The sequence below is a fragment of the Mycolicibacterium sp. MU0050 genome, assembly GCF_963378085.1.
GTDB lineage: Bacteria > Actinomycetota > Actinomycetes > Mycobacteriales > Mycobacteriaceae > Mycobacterium > Mycobacterium wendilense.
Genome location: NZ_OY726395.1, coordinates 1,092,320 through 1,107,209, shown reverse-complemented (window position 1 = coordinate 1,107,209; position 14,890 = coordinate 1,092,320). Strand labels below are relative to the sequence as shown.

16 protein-coding genes are annotated in these 14,890 nt (G+C 69.2%); 11 read left to right on the top strand and 5 right to left on the bottom strand.

Annotation, left to right across the window (positions count from 1 at the left end; genetic code table 11):
- Window positions 1-220: 220 nt before the first annotated feature.
- Together R2K23_RS05335 and ychF are read right to left on the bottom strand one after the other, a co-directional pair.
- Window positions 221-592, bottom strand: a complete 372-nt coding sequence (locus tag R2K23_RS05335) for a zinc ribbon domain-containing protein YjdM (RefSeq protein ID WP_316514900.1) — start codon at window positions 590-592, stop codon at window positions 221-223.
- The gene (gene ychF / locus R2K23_RS05330) at window positions 585-1,658 is read right to left on the bottom strand and encodes a redox-regulated ATPase YchF (protein ID WP_316514898.1); all 1,074 of its coding nucleotides are present in this window, start codon (window positions 1,656-1,658) and stop codon (window positions 585-587) included. The genes R2K23_RS05335 and ychF overlap by 8 nt, the downstream gene beginning before the upstream one ends.
- 109 nt (window positions 1,659-1,767) lie before the next feature.
- Here ychF and R2K23_RS05325 point away from each other — a divergent pair, with 109 nt between their 5' ends.
- Window positions 1,768-2,916, top strand: coding sequence for a DUF6542 domain-containing protein (locus R2K23_RS05325; RefSeq protein ID WP_316514896.1), 1,149 nt, complete (start codon window positions 1,768-1,770; stop codon window positions 2,914-2,916).
- 23 nt (window positions 2,917-2,939) lie between these two features.
- Entirely contained in the window at window positions 2,940-3,377 is a 438-nt protein-coding gene (locus R2K23_RS05320) for a carboxymuconolactone decarboxylase family protein (protein WP_316514895.1), read from the top strand.
- A gap of 15 nt (window positions 3,378-3,392) precedes the next feature.
- Here R2K23_RS05320 and R2K23_RS05315 read toward each other — a convergent pair whose 3' ends face one another.
- Window positions 3,393-4,394 carry a 4-hydroxy-3-methylbut-2-enyl diphosphate reductase gene (locus tag R2K23_RS05315; RefSeq protein ID WP_316514894.1) on the bottom strand — a complete coding sequence of 334 codons (1,002 nt, stop codon included), beginning with the start codon at window positions 4,392-4,394 and terminating at the stop codon, window positions 3,393-3,395.
- A gap of 65 nt (window positions 4,395-4,459) precedes the next feature.
- On the opposite strand from R2K23_RS05315, the gene R2K23_RS05310 reads away from it, so the two are divergent.
- From R2K23_RS05310 to R2K23_RS05280, 7 genes are all read left to right on the top strand, one after another.
- Window positions 4,460-5,035: a lipid droplet-associated protein gene (locus R2K23_RS05310; RefSeq protein ID WP_316514893.1), complete on the top strand. Its 576-nt coding sequence runs from the start codon at window positions 4,460-4,462 to the stop codon at window positions 5,033-5,035.
- Window positions 5,032-6,267: an exodeoxyribonuclease VII large subunit gene (gene xseA / locus R2K23_RS05305; RefSeq protein WP_316514892.1), complete on the top strand. Its 1,236-nt coding sequence runs from the start codon at window positions 5,032-5,034 to the stop codon at window positions 6,265-6,267. Before R2K23_RS05310 ends, xseA begins: the two co-directional genes overlap by 4 nt.
- Window positions 6,260-6,490, top strand: a complete 231-nt coding sequence (locus R2K23_RS05300) for an exodeoxyribonuclease VII small subunit (RefSeq protein WP_316514890.1) — start codon at window positions 6,260-6,262, stop codon at window positions 6,488-6,490. Before xseA ends, R2K23_RS05300 begins: the two co-directional genes overlap by 8 nt.
- A 66-nt stretch (window positions 6,491-6,556) precedes the next feature.
- Complete coding sequence (locus R2K23_RS05295) at window positions 6,557-7,651, top strand: 3-beta-hydroxysteroid dehydrogenase (protein WP_316514887.1); 1,095 nt, start codon at window positions 6,557-6,559, stop codon at window positions 7,649-7,651.
- 120 nt (window positions 7,652-7,771) lie between these two features.
- Window positions 7,772-8,827, top strand: a complete 1,056-nt coding sequence (locus R2K23_RS05290; RefSeq protein WP_316514885.1) for an NAD-dependent epimerase/dehydratase family protein — start codon at window positions 7,772-7,774, stop codon at window positions 8,825-8,827.
- Entirely contained in the window at window positions 8,824-9,597 is a 774-nt protein-coding gene (locus R2K23_RS05285) for an SDR family NAD(P)-dependent oxidoreductase (RefSeq protein ID WP_316514884.1), read from the top strand. The genes R2K23_RS05290 and R2K23_RS05285 overlap by 4 nt, the downstream gene beginning before the upstream one ends.
- Window positions 9,598-9,620: 23 nt before the next feature.
- A complete protein-coding gene (locus R2K23_RS05280) occupies window positions 9,621-10,799 on the top strand; it encodes an AI-2E family transporter (protein ID WP_316514883.1) in 1,179 nt (392 codons plus the stop codon).
- Here R2K23_RS05280 and R2K23_RS05275 read toward each other — a convergent pair.
- Entirely contained in the window at window positions 10,777-11,577 is an 801-nt protein-coding gene (locus R2K23_RS05275) for a dienelactone hydrolase family protein (RefSeq protein WP_316514881.1), read from the bottom strand. The two genes, R2K23_RS05280 and R2K23_RS05275, sit on opposite strands and share 23 nt — an antisense overlap.
- Before the next feature lie 41 nt (window positions 11,578-11,618).
- On the bottom strand, window positions 11,619-12,320 hold the full coding sequence (locus tag R2K23_RS05270; protein ID WP_396893084.1) for a DUF4245 domain-containing protein: 702 nt from the start codon (window positions 12,318-12,320) through the stop codon (window positions 11,619-11,621).
- A gap of 54 nt (window positions 12,321-12,374) precedes the next feature.
- Here R2K23_RS05270 and glpX point away from each other — a divergent pair, with 54 nt between their 5' ends.
- Together glpX and R2K23_RS05260 are read left to right on the top strand one after the other, a co-directional pair.
- Window positions 12,375-13,427, top strand: coding sequence for a class II fructose-bisphosphatase (glpX, locus tag R2K23_RS05265; RefSeq protein WP_316514880.1), 1,053 nt, complete (start codon window positions 12,375-12,377; stop codon window positions 13,425-13,427).
- Between the two features lie 39 nt (window positions 13,428-13,466).
- Entirely contained in the window at window positions 13,467-14,867 is a 1,401-nt protein-coding gene (locus tag R2K23_RS05260; RefSeq protein ID WP_316514879.1) for a class II fumarate hydratase, read from the top strand.
- The last annotated feature ends 23 nt before the right edge of the window (window positions 14,868-14,890 follow it).

Sequence of the window (14,890 nt, the reverse complement as noted above, 5' to 3'; positions counted from 1 at the left end):
CGGTCCCTACCGCCGCGGGGTCTGGTCATCGGGAGCCTACGAGTCAGGAGTCAGGAGCCAGGAGCCCCCGGGATGTAGCGGAGCGCGCCTGAACGTCGAATGGCGAAGGTCACCAAGGTCCGCATCCATCTGGACGTGCAGGTCGACGACATCGCCGCGGGCCGCGATCAGGTCGAGGTCGAGGCCCTCGGCGGACGGTGGAGCGCACACCAGCTGCTGATCAGAGCGCCTTCTTCACCACGCTCGACTTGAGCTGCATGCGACCGAAACCCGGGACCGTCGCATCGATGTCGTGATCTCCCACCCCGTCGGAAATGAGCCTTATTCCACGGACTTTCGTTCCCACCTTGATGACACCGCCACCGCCACCTTTGACCTTGACGGTCTTCACGACGGTGATCGTGTCACCGTCGGCGAGGCGATTGCCCACCGCGTCTGTGATCTCGAGATCGGCTTCGCGCGTCGAACCGCCGTCGGACGACGGACCATCCGCAGACCACTCGTGGGCACACATCGGACACACCAGGAGCGCGCGCTGCGCATAGGTGAAGCCCTCGCCGCACTGTGGACACGGCGGCAACTCGTCAGACATTGAACCGGAACTCCACGACGTCCCCGTCGGCCATCACGTAGTCCTTGCCCTCCATCCGGACCTTGCCGGCGGCCTTGGCGGCGGCCATCGACCCGGCCTCCACCAGATCGTCGAACGACACCACCTCCGCCTTGATGAAGCCCTTCTCGAAGTCGGTGTGGATCACCCCGGCGGCCTTGGGCGCGGTGTCGCCCCGGTGGATCGTCCAGGCCCGCGCCTCCTTGGGCCCGGCGGTCAGGTAGGTCTGCAGGTTCAGGGTGTGAAAACCGGCGCGCGCCAGCGCATCCAGCCCGCGTTCGGTCTGCCCGATCGACTCCAGCAGCTCCGCGGCGGACTCGTCGTCGAGCTCCTGCAGCTCGGCCTCGATCTTGGCATCCAGGAACACCGCGTCGGCCGGGGCCACCAGCTCACGCAGCTCGGCGACCTTGGCCTCGTCGGTCAGCACCGACTCGTCGGCGTTGAACACGTACAGGAACGGCTTGGTGGTCATCAGGTTCAGCTCGCGCAGCAGGGTGACGTCGGTGCCGGCCGAAAACAACGTCTTGCCGCTGTCGAGGACGCCCTGGGCCGCCACGGCCGCATCCAGGACCGGCTTGCGCTCCTTGTTGTTGCGCGCTTCCTTCTCCAGCCGCGGGATCGCCTTCTCCAGCGTCTGCATGTCGGCGAGGATCAGCTCGGTCTCGATGATCTCGATGTCGGCCTTGGGGTCCACCCGCCCGTCGACGTGCACCACGTCGTCGTCGGCGAAGACCCGGACCACCTGGCAGATCGCGTCGCACTCGCGGATGTTGGCCAGGAACTTGTTGCCCAGCCCGGCGCCCTCGGAGGCGCCCTTGACGATGCCGGCGATGTCGACGAAGGTCACCGGCGCGGGCACCGTCTTCTCCGAACCGAAGATCTCGGCCAGCTTGTCCAGGCGCGGATCGGGCAGCGGGACGACGCCTTCGTTGGGCTCGATCGTCGCGAACGGATAGTTGGCGGCCAACACGTTGTTGCGCGTCAAGGCGTTGAAGAGGGTCGACTTGCCGACGTTGGGCAGGCCGACGATTCCCAGGTTCAGGCTCACGGGGTCACAAGTCTACGGCGGTCGGCGCCGAGCTCGGAAACCACGCGCGCGACATGCGACGCACCCACGCCATCAGGTCCAGCTCAGGGTTAGCCGGTACGGTCTACGTGTGCCAGCGCAGCGGGCGAGGTCATCGGTACCCGCCGAACACCGCTCGGCGCACCCGAACATTCAAGGTGTGCCGTGGTGGGCGGCTGTGCTCATCGCGGCATTGGCCACCGCCCTGGGCTTCGCCTTCGACGCGGGGTCGGGCAGCCGGGAACTGTCCGCCGTATTCGCGACGCTGTACCTGCTCGGCTGCGTCGGCGCGGTGCTCGCCGTGCGCCAGGAGGCCATCTTCACGGCCGTCGTGCAGCCGCCGCTGATCTTGTTCGTGTCCGTGCCCGGAGCGTATTTCCTGTTCCACCTGTCCGACATCGACGGCATCAAGGACATCCTGATCAACTGCGGTTATCCGCTGATCGAGCGGTTCCTGTTGATGTTCACCACCTCGGCGTTGGTGCTGCTGATCGGCATGGCGAGGTGGTACTTCGGCGCCCCCGCCCGGCCCGCACCGGCCACCGCGGACCGCAGCTCCGATCGCACCTCCCGCGCCCGCACGACGGCCGCCCCGCCCGCCGCGCTGGCCGGCGTGCTGACCGCGATCAAGACCAAGATCTCCGCGCTGGCGATGCCGCCGCGGCGCTCCGAGCCGGACGACGAGGCCGACCCGCGCAAGCACGCCATCGACCGCAACACCACCTCGCGGCCACGCCCCGGCACCCGACGGCCCACCAAGCGGACCGCGCCGAGTCGGTCGCGGCACGTCCGCCCGCCGCTCGACGACGGCGCCGCCCCGCCGCCTTCGCGCCGGCGGCCCACCCACGCCCGCGAGCATGACGACGACTTCGCCGACGGCCCACCGCGCCGCCGCACGCCCCGGGACCCGTCCCGGCGCCCGCCGCCGCCGGACTACCTGCGCGAGCCGCGGCAGCCCCGGCAGCCGCGGCAGCGGTCGCCGTATGAGCGCCCGTCGCCCTATGAGCGGCCGGCGCCCCGCCCCGACCGCTACGGCCCGTCCGCCGAGCCGTACCCGGGCGTCGATCCCTACGACATGCCCGTACCCCGCCGGCGGCCGGCCGCGGCCAACGGCAGCCACCACCCGGTGTCGAAGGTCCGATATCGCGGAGCGGACGCGGGCGACGCCGGCGCGGAGGAGAATGTGCAGCATCGCCGTCGCCCCCGGGCGCGGCACAGTCGCTACAGCGATTACGACTGAACTTCGGACCGAAGGGCTCCGCCATGGCACGGGTGAATCTGAGCAAGCAACATCCGGCGGCCTATCAGGGCGTGCTGGCCCTCAACCAGGAAGCCGAGGCGGCGTTCGCCCGGTCCGGGCTGGACGAGAAGCTGGCCGAGCTGGTGAAGATCCGGGTGTCCCAGCTCAACGGGTGCGCCTTCTGCCTGCGCATGCACACCCGCGACGCTCTGAACAAGGGCGAGACCACCGACCGGCTCGCGGTCGTCGCGGCCTGGTGGGAGTCGCAATACTTCTCCGAGCAGGAACGGGCCGCGCTCGCCCTGGCCGAGGACGTCACCGAGTTGCCGGTACCCGACCGGCACGAACGGGACAATGACGTGCTCACCGACGAGCAGATCTCAGCTGTGAGCTGGCTGGCCATCGTGATGAACGCCTGGAATCGCATCGCGATCCGCAGCGGCTACCCCGTCGGCCCCTGAGTCCTGCTCCCCCGGTCAGCGCCGCGCCGGGCGGATTTCTCGCGGCAGCGCGAACACCAGCGTCTCGTTGGCGGTGGTCACCGACTGCACGGTGCCGTAGCCGTAGTCGGCGAGCCGCTCGAGCACGCCGCGCACCAGGATCTCCGGCACCGAGGCGCCGGAGGTGACGCCAACCGTGGTGACACCCTCGAGCCAGGCCGGATCGATGTCGTCGGCGTAGTCGACCAGGTGCGCGCTGTCGGAGCCCGCGTTCAGCGCGACCTCGACCAGGCGCACGGAGTTCGACGAGTTCGCCGAGCCCACCACGATCACCAGCTCGCATTCCGGCGCCATCGCCTTGACCGCCACCTGGCGGTTCTGCGTCGCGTAGCAGATGTCGTCGCTCGGCGGATCCTGCAGCGTCGGGAACCGCTCCCGCAGCCGCCGCACGGTCTCCATGGTCTCGTCGACGCTCAGCGTGGTCTGGGACAGCCAGATGACCTTGTTCTCGTCGCGCACGGTGACCTTGTCCACCGACTCCGGGCCGTCGACCAGCTGCACGTGGTCGGGCGCCTCGCCGGCGGTACCGATGACTTCCTCGTGGCCCTCGTGGCCGATCAGCAGGATGTCGTAGTCGTCGCGGGCGAAGCGCTTGGCCTCGTTGTGCACCTTGGTGACCAGCGGGCAGGTGGCGTCGATGACCTTGAGTTCGCGTTCGGCGGCGTTGACGTGCACCGACGGCGCCACCCCGTGCGCGGAGAACACCACGATGGCGCCCACGGGCACCTGGTCGGTCTCGTCGACGAACACCGCGCCCGCCTTGGCGAGGGTCTCCACCACGTGCCGGTTGTGCACGATCTCGTGCCGGACGTACACCGGCGCACCGTGTTTCTCGAGCGCCCGCTCCACGGTCTCGACGGCGCGATCCACCCCGGCGCAGTAGCCGCGGGGCTCGGCCAACAGGACGCGCTTGCCCTCCACCCGTTCGACGACCGTGCTGGTGGCCCCGGGGATGCCCATATTGACCGTTGCTGACATGACACCAGCCTACTTACCCCGGCCAACAAGAGGCGAATGCTGGAGCCGGAAGTAGTCTGGCTCTCATGTCTAGTGCACCGTATGGCGTCCGGTTGCTCGTTGGGGTCGCGGCCACCGCCGTCGAGGAGACCCGAAAACTGCCCCAGACCATCTTGATGTCCCCGATGAGTCTGGCCAGTCAGTTCGCCCACCTGGTGATGAAGGTCCAGCAGGACCTCGCTGACCTGGTGATCAAGGGTGACTCGACGCTCGAGACGCTGTTTCCGCCCAAGGACGAACAGCCCGAGTGGGCCACCTTCGACGAGGACGAGGACGACTCGGCCGACGCCGGCCCGTCGCGCTCGACGGACTCCGGTGAACGGATGACCGAAGGCCGCTTCGCGCTGTACTCCACCGACGAGACCCCCGCGGCCGCGGACCCGCCGAGCAGCAACGGCCAGTCCGCCGCCGAGGTAAGCGCTCCCGACGTCGCCTCGCGCATCGATTACGCGTCGCTGACGCTGGCGCAGCTGCGCGCCCGGCTGCAGTCGTTGTCGGTCGACGAGCTCTCCGAGCTGCTGGCCTTCGAAGAGGCCACCAAGGCGCGCGCGCCGTTCCAGACCCTGCTGGCCAACAGGATCACCCGCGCCAGCGCCAAGTGAGTGATCCGGCGCAGGCCGCGCAGGGGCAGTCAGCGGAGAACCCCTACCCGGTGCGGGCGGTGGCCGTGCGGGTGGCGGGCTGGATCGACAAGCTCGGTATGGTGTGGGTCGAGGGTCAGATTGCCCAGCTGAATCTCCGCTCGGGCTCCCCCACGGTGTTCATGACGCTGCGTGACCCGGCCGCCGACATGTCACTGACGCTGACCTGCCCCCGGGATCTGGTCCTCAACGCCCCGGTGAAGCTCGCCGAGGGCGCCCAGGTGCTCGTTCTGGGCAAGCCGAACTTCTACACCGGCCGCGGCACGTTCTCGTTGCGGGTGCACGAGATCCGGGCCGTCGGCATCGGTGAGCTGCTGGCCCGCATCGAACGGCTGCGCCGGCTGCTGGAGGCCGAGGGCCTGTTCGACCCGCGGCTCAAGCGGCCGCTTCCGTTCCTGCCCAACACCATCGGCCTGATCACCGGCCGCGCGAGCGCCGCCGAGCGGGACGTGACGGCGGTGGCGACGTCGCGCTGGCCGGCGGTGCGCTTCGCGATCCGCAACACCGTGGTGCAGGGGCCCAACGCGGTGGCGCAGATCGTGGCGGCGCTGGCCGAGCTCGACCGCGACCCCGAGGTCGACGTGATCGTGCTGGCCCGCGGTGGCGGCAGCGTGGAGGACCTGCTGCCGTTCTCCGACGAGACGCTGTGCCGCGCCATCGCGGCGTGCACCACGCCGGTGGTCAGCGCCGTCGGCCACGAACCGGACAACCCGCTGTGCGACTTGGTCGCCGACCTGCGCGCGGCCACGCCCACCGACGCCGCCAAGCGCATCGTCCCCGACACCGCCGCCGAGCAGGCCCTCGTCGACGATCTGCGCCGCCGCAGCGCCCGCGCCCTGCGCAACTGGGTGGGCCGGGAGGAGCGGCACATCGCGCAGTTGCGCAGCCGACCGGTGCTCGCCGATCCCCTGCGCATGCTCAGCACCCGTGCCGACGAGGTGCAGCGGGCCCGCGCGGCCGTGCGCCGGGACATCACCCGGCTGATCGCCGCCGAATCCGACCGGATCGGACACCTGGGCGCCCGGCTGCTCACGTTGGGTCCGGCCGCGACGCTGGCGCGCGGTTACGCGGTGGTGCAGGCCGGGGCACACGTGCTGCGTTCGGTGGCCGATGCACCGGCCGGGACCGAGCTGCGGATCCGCGTCGCCGACGGCGCTGTGACGGCTGTGAGTCAGGGAGGTGAAAGTGACTGAGGGTGACGACGACACTAGAGCTCTTAGTGCGTTGGGCTACGAGGAGTGCCGCGACGAATTGATCGAGGTGGTACAGACCCTGGAGCAGGGCGGGCTGGACTTGGACGAGTCGCTGAAACTGTGGGAACGTGGCGAGAAGCTGGCCAAACGCTGCGAGGAGCACTTAGCTGGGGCCCGCGAGCGCGTCGAGAAGGCCCTGGCGGCGGACGACGAATCCGAGTAGCGGCGGCGCTGCAAATCCTCCCCAAGGGGTCGTAACTGGAACACGTTTCAGTTACGCTTCTGAGTCATGGGTGATGCAACGCTGACCACCGACCTCGGCCACGTCCTGGTCACCGGCGGATCCGGCTTCCTCGGCGCCAACCTGGTGACCGCACTGCTGGACCGCGGCCTGACCGTCCGGTCCTTCGACCGCGTCGCCTCCCCACTGCCGGACCACGACCGCCTCGAGACCGTCGTCGGCGACCTCACCGCCCCCGACGACATCGCCCGCGCCGTGGCCGGCGTCGACACGATCTTCCACACCGCCGCCATCATCGACCTGATGGGCGGCGCCTCGGTCACCGAGGAGTACCGGCAGCGCAGCTACGCGGTCAACGTTGAGGGCACCAAGAATCTGCTGGAGGCCGCCCGCACCGCCGGGGCCCAGCGTTTCGTCTACACCGCCTCCAACAGCGTCGTGATGGGCGGTCAGGCGATCTCGCACGGCGACGAAACCCTGCCCTACACAGAACGATTCAACGATCTGTACACCGAGACCAAGGTCGTCGCCGAGCGCTACGTGCTGGCGCAGAACGGCGTCGACGGCATGCTGACGTGTTCGATCCGCCCCAGCGGAATCTGGGGCCGTGGCGACCAGACGATGTTCCGCAAGGTGTTCGAGAGTGTGCTCGCCGGCCACGTCAAGGTGTTGATCGGCAGCAAGCACGCCAAGCTGGACAACTCCTACGTGCACAACCTGATTCACGGTTTCGTGCTGGCCGCCGAGCATCTGGTCCCGGGCGGAACCGCACCCGGTCAGGCGTACTTCATCAACGACGACGACCCGATCAACATGTTCGAGTTCTCCCGGCCCGTGGTCGAGGCCTGCGGAGCGCCCTGGCCGAAGTTCCGCGTCTCCGGGCGACTGGTGCGCGCGGTGATGACGGTATGGCAGCGGCTGCACTTCAAGTTCGGCCTGCCCGAACCCCTGCTGGAACCCCTTGCGGTGGAACGGCTTTACCTGGACAACTACTTCTCCATCGAGAAGGCCCGTCGCGACCTCGGCTACCGGCCGTTGTTCACCACCGAGCAGGCGCTGGCCGAATGCCTGCCCTACTACGTGGACATGTTCGAGCAGATGAAGACCGCGCAGGCCGCACCGGCGGTCGCTGCCGCGCGCTGAGGCGGTCACATCGCCGTCGTCGCCACCCCTTCCGCAGACGCACCCTGGCGTAGCGATGTCCGGTACGCAATGATTCCTGCTGGAACACGTTCTACATCGGCGAACTAGGGGGCAACATCCATGACGGTTCTGGTCACCGGGGCGTTCGGCCTGGTCGGCTCGGCGACGGTGAAGCAGCTTGCCGCCGAGGGGCGACGCGTTGTCGCCACCGACCTCGACATCCCGGGCAACCGGGAGGCGGCGGGCAAGCTCCCGCCGGGCGTGCAGGTCCGCTACGCCGACCTCACCGACCCCGCCGCCGTCGACGCGCTGATCGGCAGCGTCGCGCCCGAGGCCGTGATCCACCTGGCCGCCGTCATTCCGCCGTTGATCTACACTCGCCGCGGCCTGGCGCGCAAGGTCAACGTCGACGCGACGGCCCATCTGCTGGCCGCGGCCGCCAAGCAGCCCACCCCGCCGCGGTTCGTGCAGGCCTCCAGCATCGCCGTCTACGGGGCCCGCAACCCGCACAAGATCCCCGACCTGTTGACCGCCGAGACGCCGCCGAACCCATCGGATCTCTACGGTGCGCACAAGCTGGCCTCCGAACAATTGGTGCGGGCCGCCGAATTGGACTGGGTGATCCTGCGTTTGGGTGGGGTGATGACCGTCGAGGTCGCCGGGCTGATGAACTTCGACAACCTGTACTTCGAGGGGTTGCTGCCCACCGACAATCGTCTCAACACCGTCGACGTCCGCGACGTCGCGCGGGCCTTCGCGGCGGCCACCACCGCCCCGGTCCTCGGCGAGACCCTGCTGATCGGCGGCGACGAGTCCCACCGCTTGCGACAGGGCGACGTCGGCTCGGCGGTGGCCGCGGCCATGGGCTTCGTCGGCGGCCTGCCCATCGGGCTCAAGGGCGATCCGGCCAGCGACACCAACTGGTTCGCCACCGACTGGATGGACAGCACCCGGTCCCAGGAAGCCCTTGGCTTCCAACATACTTCGTGGCCCGATCTGTTGATCGAGACCGCCGATCGGACCGGCTGGAAACGCCCGCTGCTACGGGCGGCCGCGCCGTTGGCGCGGATCTTTCTCGAGCGGCGCGCGCCGTACCACCGGGCCGCCGGGCCCTACGCCGACCCGTGGGGGGCCATCGCAGCCAAGTGGGGCGACCCGAGCCCGGAGGACGCATGAACAACCACGCACCGGCCCGCCACGCCGTCATCATCGGCGCCGCATCCGGAATCGGCTGGGCCACCGCCCAAACGCTGGCCGCCGACGGCTACCTGATCACGCTGGCCGACCGCAACCTCGACGGCGCCCGGCAGCGGTGCGCGGAGTTGGGCGGCCCGCACACCGCCGCCGCGGTGGAGGTCACCGACGAATCCTCGGTGCAGCAGCTGTTCGCGACGACGGCCGCGCCGGACGTCGTGCTCAACTGTGCCGGCTTCTCCGGGTTCGGGGTGATCGCCGACCTGACGGTCGAGCAGTTCCGCGAGGTCGTCGACGTCTGCCTCACCGGCAGCTTCATCGTCATCAAACACGCCGCCCCGCGGATGTCCGCCGGCGGCGTGATCGTGTCGCTGGCCTCGCTGAATGCCCGCCAGCCCGCCATCGGGATGAGCGCCTACTGCGCCGCCAAGGCCGGGCTGGCCATGCTCACCGAGGTCGCCGCGCTGGAACTGGGCCCGCGGGGCATCCGGGTCAACGCCGTGGCACCCGGTTTCGTGCACACCCCGCTGACCGAGGGCGCCGCGCTGGTGCCCGGCGTGGTCGAGGAGTACACCGAGAACACGGCGCTGGGGCGCACCGGCACCCCGCAGGACATCGCCGACGCGGTGGCCTACCTGGTCTCCCCCAAGGCGTCCTGGATCACCGGCGAGGTCCTCGACATCAACGGCGGCGCGCACCTCAAGCGCTACCCCGACATCGCCGCCCAAATCGCAAAGCTGGCTGCGCAGTAGCGTTTTCCGCATAGGATCGGGCGGTGCTCAACGAGTTCACGCTGACGCAGAAGCGTGTGCTGGCCGTGCTGACGGTCATCGCGCTGGCGTTCGGCGCCTACTTCCTGCGCAGCTACCTGGTTCTCATCGCGATGGCGGCGGTGCTGGCCTACCTGTTCCGGCCAGTCTATCTGCGGCTGCGGGGCCGCTACAGCAGCGGCCTGGCGGCCACGCTGACCCTGCTGGCGGCCATCGCCATCGTGGCCGCGCCGCTGAGCGGGATCGTGTTCCTGGCCGTGGTGCAGATCGGCCAGATGGTCAACGGCATCAGCCACTGGATGGCCAACACCGATTTGACGGAACTCGGGAAGCGACTGCTCGACACAGCCAACGAGGTGCTGGCCCGGGTGCCGTTCCTGAACATCGAGCTGACGCCGGAAACGGTGCAGTCCACCATCACTCGAGTCGGCCAGAACGTCGGGGAGATGGCGCTGAGCGTTGCCCGCGAGTCCGTCGGCAGCATCGCGATGGTCGTCACCTCGGCCATCATCTTCCTGTACGTGTTCCTGGCCCTGCTCACCAACGGCGAGAAGGTCCTCACCCTGTTCCGCGACCTCAATCCCCTGGGGACGGACGTGTCGAACATCTACCTGGCCAAGATCGGCGCCATGGTCACCGCCACCGTGCGCGGTCAGTTCATCATCGCGACGTGCCAGGGTGTCGCGGCGGCGCTGTCGCTCTACATCGCCGGCCTGCACGACGGCTTCTTCATGTTCGTCATCTTCTTGACCGCGCTGTCGTTCATCCCGCTCGGCGCCGGCATCGTGACCATTCCGATCGGCATCGGACTGGCGTTGTTCGGCAACGTCGTCGGCGGGGTCTTCGTCGTGCTGTTCCACCTGCTGGTGGTCACCAACATCGACAACATCCTGCGGCCGTTCCTGGTGCCCAAGAGCGCGCACCTGCATCCCGCGCTGATGTTGCTGTCGGTATTCGCCGGTCTGCGGATGTTCGGCTTCGTCGGCATCGTGCTGGGCCCGGTCCTGATGATCGTCATCGTCACCACCATCAGCGTGTACCTGGCGGTCTACAAGGGCGCCCCGCTGGACCAGACCGACGACGACGAGGACGACAAGGAGCGCAAGGAGCCGTTCTGGAAACGGTGGTGGCCCTTCGGCCGCGACTCGGCCCCCGCGGCCGCTACGGCGTCAGCCGACTCTTGAGGAACTCCACCGTGCGCTTGCGCGCCTCGTAGGCGGGGTGGCCGTCGCGCTCGCGCACCTGATCGGTGAGCACCGAATGCGCCATCCGGCTCAAGCCGGTGGGATTGCCCTTCGCCGAGTTGATCTCGATGACCTCGAACGCGTCACCGAGGCGGGCCTTGAGGGTCTGGAACCGGGCGCCCGGCGACATCGGGTCCTCGCTGAAACGCAGGCCCAGCGCGCACAGCCCGCCGTCGGCGGCACGCTGCTCGACGATCCGCAGCTCGTCCTCGCTGAGGCCCGGGTCGCGCCGCTGCGTCGGCGTCAGCGGCAGCGGCAGCGACGGCTGACTGAGCACCGGCGCCAGCACCGCGTCGTCGACCGCGGCGGCCAGCGCGAAACCACCGGAGAAGCACTGGCCGATGACGCCGACGCCCTTGCCGGGCGTCTTCTCGTTCAGGTCGCGCGCCAAGGCTCGTAGGAAGTCGCTGATCGGACGTTTCGCATTGGTGGCGAAGGCCGCGAACTCCTTGGCGACGCAACCCTTGAGCAGGGTGCCCACCGTGCCCGGGCCCACCGCCTTACCCGGTGTTCCGTACAGCGACGGAGCGGCGACTGTGAAGCCGTTGTCCACCAGATGGTTTCCCAGCGCCAGCACGCCGGGATGCAACCCCGGCATCTCGGGGATCAGCACCACCCCGGGCCCGGTTCCCTTGCGGTAGACGTCGTAGGTGAAGCCTCCACCGGTGAACGGCTCGCTCGTCCAACCGCTGAGGTCTGCTTCCGGGGCTGTGCGCACGGTGCTCCTCTCAGGCCGGCGCCGCCCGGGTGGAACGGATGTCAGGCCCGCGGGGCCAACGGCGCCTGCGACTGTGTCGCCCTGGCCAGCGTACGGAACTCGTCAACACTGCCGGCGCCGGTGATCGCCAGCTGCGTGTCGCCCTGCGGGCCGGTCAGCAGCGTCGACCACACCGGCTCGTCGCGCTCGCCGCCGTCGTAGACCACCCAGGTGACACCGTCGACGTCCTCCGAGCCCGTCGCGACCACGTCGGGCTGGATCGAGGCGACCAGCCGGGCCTCGTCGGCGTCGCTCTGGCTCAGGCTCAGGTACTGCCCGGACGCGGTGATGTAGCCGACCGTGGACACCAACGCGCGGACCTGCGCCCCGGTCTCCGGATCGGTGCGGGCGCCGTCGAGGCCGCCGCGGCGACCGGAGTTGGACTGCCAGTCCTCGGGCACGGCGGGCAGGCGCACCGGGAAGTTCATGGTCTCGGCGTCGGCCTGCAGCGCCCCGGCCGCGTCGTAGCTGGGGATGTTGCCCATCGTGGGGCCCTTGGCCTGGAAGGAGCACATGCCGAGCAGTCCCGCCAGCACAATGCAGGCGATGACCAGCGGCGCCATCGACCAGAACATGTCCCGGCCGTCCTGCAGCACCCGGGGCTTGGGGTCCTTCGGGTGCGGAACGGCTGGTCCACCGGACGCCGGCGGCTGCGGGGTCGCCGAAGCGGCGGCCTCGGTCGGCTCTGGTCCTGGGGTACTCACGCCACCAGTATCCCAGCTCCCAATCGTCGGGCCGCTTCTGGGACAATCACGCACATGACAGACGGTGCCGCGAAATCTGCCCAGCCCAAGCGCCGCGAGGCTCCCGACCGCAACCTGGCGTTGGAGTTGGTCCGCGTCACCGAGGCCGGCGCCATGGCCGCCGGCCGCTGGGTCGGCCGCGGCGACAAGGAAGGCGGTGACGGCGCGGCCGTCGACGCCATGCGTGAGCTGGTCAACTCCGTGTCCATGCGGGGTGTCGTGGTCATCGGTGAGGGCGAGAAGGACAACGCCCCGATGCTCTACAACGGCGAAGAGGTCGGCAACGGCGACGGCCCCGACTGCGACTTCGCCGTCGACCCGATCGACGGCACCACGCTGATGAGCAAGGGCATGCCCAACGCCATCTCCGTGCTGGCCGTGGCCGAGCGCGGCGCAATGTTCGACCCGTCGGCGGTGTTCTACATGAACAAGATCGCCGCGGGCCCCGACGTCGCCGAGTTCATCGACATCACCTCGCCGATCGCGGCCAACATCCAGCGCATCGCCAAGGTCCGCAAGGCCTCGGTCTCCGACATCACCGTCTGCATCCTGGACCGGCCCCGGCACGCCAAGCTGATGGCCGACGTGCGGGAGGCCGGCGCGCGCATCCGGCTGATCTCCGACGGCGACGTGGCCGGCGCCATCTCGGCCTGCCGCCCCGAGTCCGGCACCGACCTGCTGGTCGGCATCGGCGGCACCCCGGAGGGCATCATCACCGCCGCGGCCATCCGCTGTATGGGCGGCGAGATCCAGGCCACCCTGGCCCCCACCGACGACGAGGAGCGGCAGCGCGCGCTGGACCGCGGGCACGACCTGGACCGGGTGTTGACCACCACGGACCTGGTCTCCGGGGAGAACGTGTTCTTCTGCGCCACCGGCGTCACCGACGGCGACCTCCTCAAGGGCGTGCGGTTCTTCGGCGGCGGCTGCACCACCCATTCGATCGTGATGCGGTCCAAGTCCGGCACCGTGCGGATGATCGAGGCCTACCACCGGCTGTCCAAGCTCAACGAATACTCCGCGGTGAACTTCACCGGGGACAAGTCGGCGGCGTACCCGCTGCCGTAGATCGCTTCCGTAACCATCCATTTCGACCGAAGGGCCAGCATGACCAGCGACGCCGTCGAGTACCGCATCGAACACGACACCATGGGCGAGGTCCGGGTGCCGAAGAACGCCCTGTGGCGGGCACAGACGCAGCGGGCCGTGGAGAACTTCCCGATCTCCGGCCGCGGCCTGGAGCGCACCCAGATCCGCGCGCTGGGCCTGCTGAAGGGCGCCTGCGCGCAGGTGAACAAGGACCTGGGGCTGCTCGACGGCGCCAAGGCCGACGCGATCATCGCCGCGGCCGCCGAGATCGCCGACGGCAAGCACGACGACCAGTTCCCCATCGACGTGTTCCAGACCGGCTCGGGTACCAGCTCGAACATGAACACCAACGAGGTCATCGCCTCGATCGCCGCCGCCAACGGCGTGACGGTTCACCCCAACGACGACGTGAACATGTCGCAGTCGTCGAACGACACCTTCCCGACGGCCACCCACATCGCCGCCACCGAAGCCGCTGTGCGCCATCTGATTCCGGCGCTGGAGGTGCTGCACAGGTCGCTGGCCGCCAAGGCCGAGCAGTGGCGCACCACGGTGAAGTCCGGCCGCACCCACCTGATGGACGCGGTGCCGGTGACCCTCGGCCAGGAGTTCGGCGGCTACGCCCGGCAGATCCAGGCCGGCATCGAACGGGTGCAGGCCACGCTGCCCCGCCTGGGCGAACTGGCCATCGGCGGCACCGCCGTCGGCACCGGTCTCAACGCACCCGACGGGTTCGGCCCCAAGGTGGTCGAGGTGCTCAAGAAGTCGACCGGCATCGACGAATTGCGCCCGGCGGTGGACTCTTTCGAGGCCCAAGCCGCCCGCGACGGACTGGTCGAGGCCTCCGGCGCCCTGAAGACCATCGCGGTCTCGCTGACCAAGATCGCCAACGACATCCGCTGGATGGGGTCGGGCCCGCTGACCGGCCTGGGCGAGCTGCACCTGCCCGACCTGCAGCCCGGCAGCTCGATCATGCCCGGCAAGGTCAACCCGGTGATCCCGGAGGCCATCACCCAGGTCGCCGCGCAGGTGATCGGCAACGACGCCGCGGTCACCTGGGGCGGCGGCAACGGCGCCTTCGAGCTCAACGTCTACATCCCGATGATGGCCCGCAACGTGCTGGAGTCCTTCACGCTGCTGGCCAACTCGTCGGAGTTGTTCGCCGCCAAGTGTGTCGACGGGCTGGAGGCCGACGAGGAGCGGCTGCGCACCCTGGCCGAGTCCTCGCCGTCGATCGTGACGCCGCTGAACTCCGCGATCGGCTACGAGGAGGCCGCCAAGGTCGCCAAGCAGGCGCTGGCCGAGAAGAAGACGATCCGCCAGACCGTGATCGACCGCGGCCTGATCGGCGACAAGCTGTCCGAGGAGGAGCTGGACCGTCGTCTCGACGTGCTGGCCATGGCGAAGGTCCGCGACTGACAGTCAGCGATTTCGGCGTGATC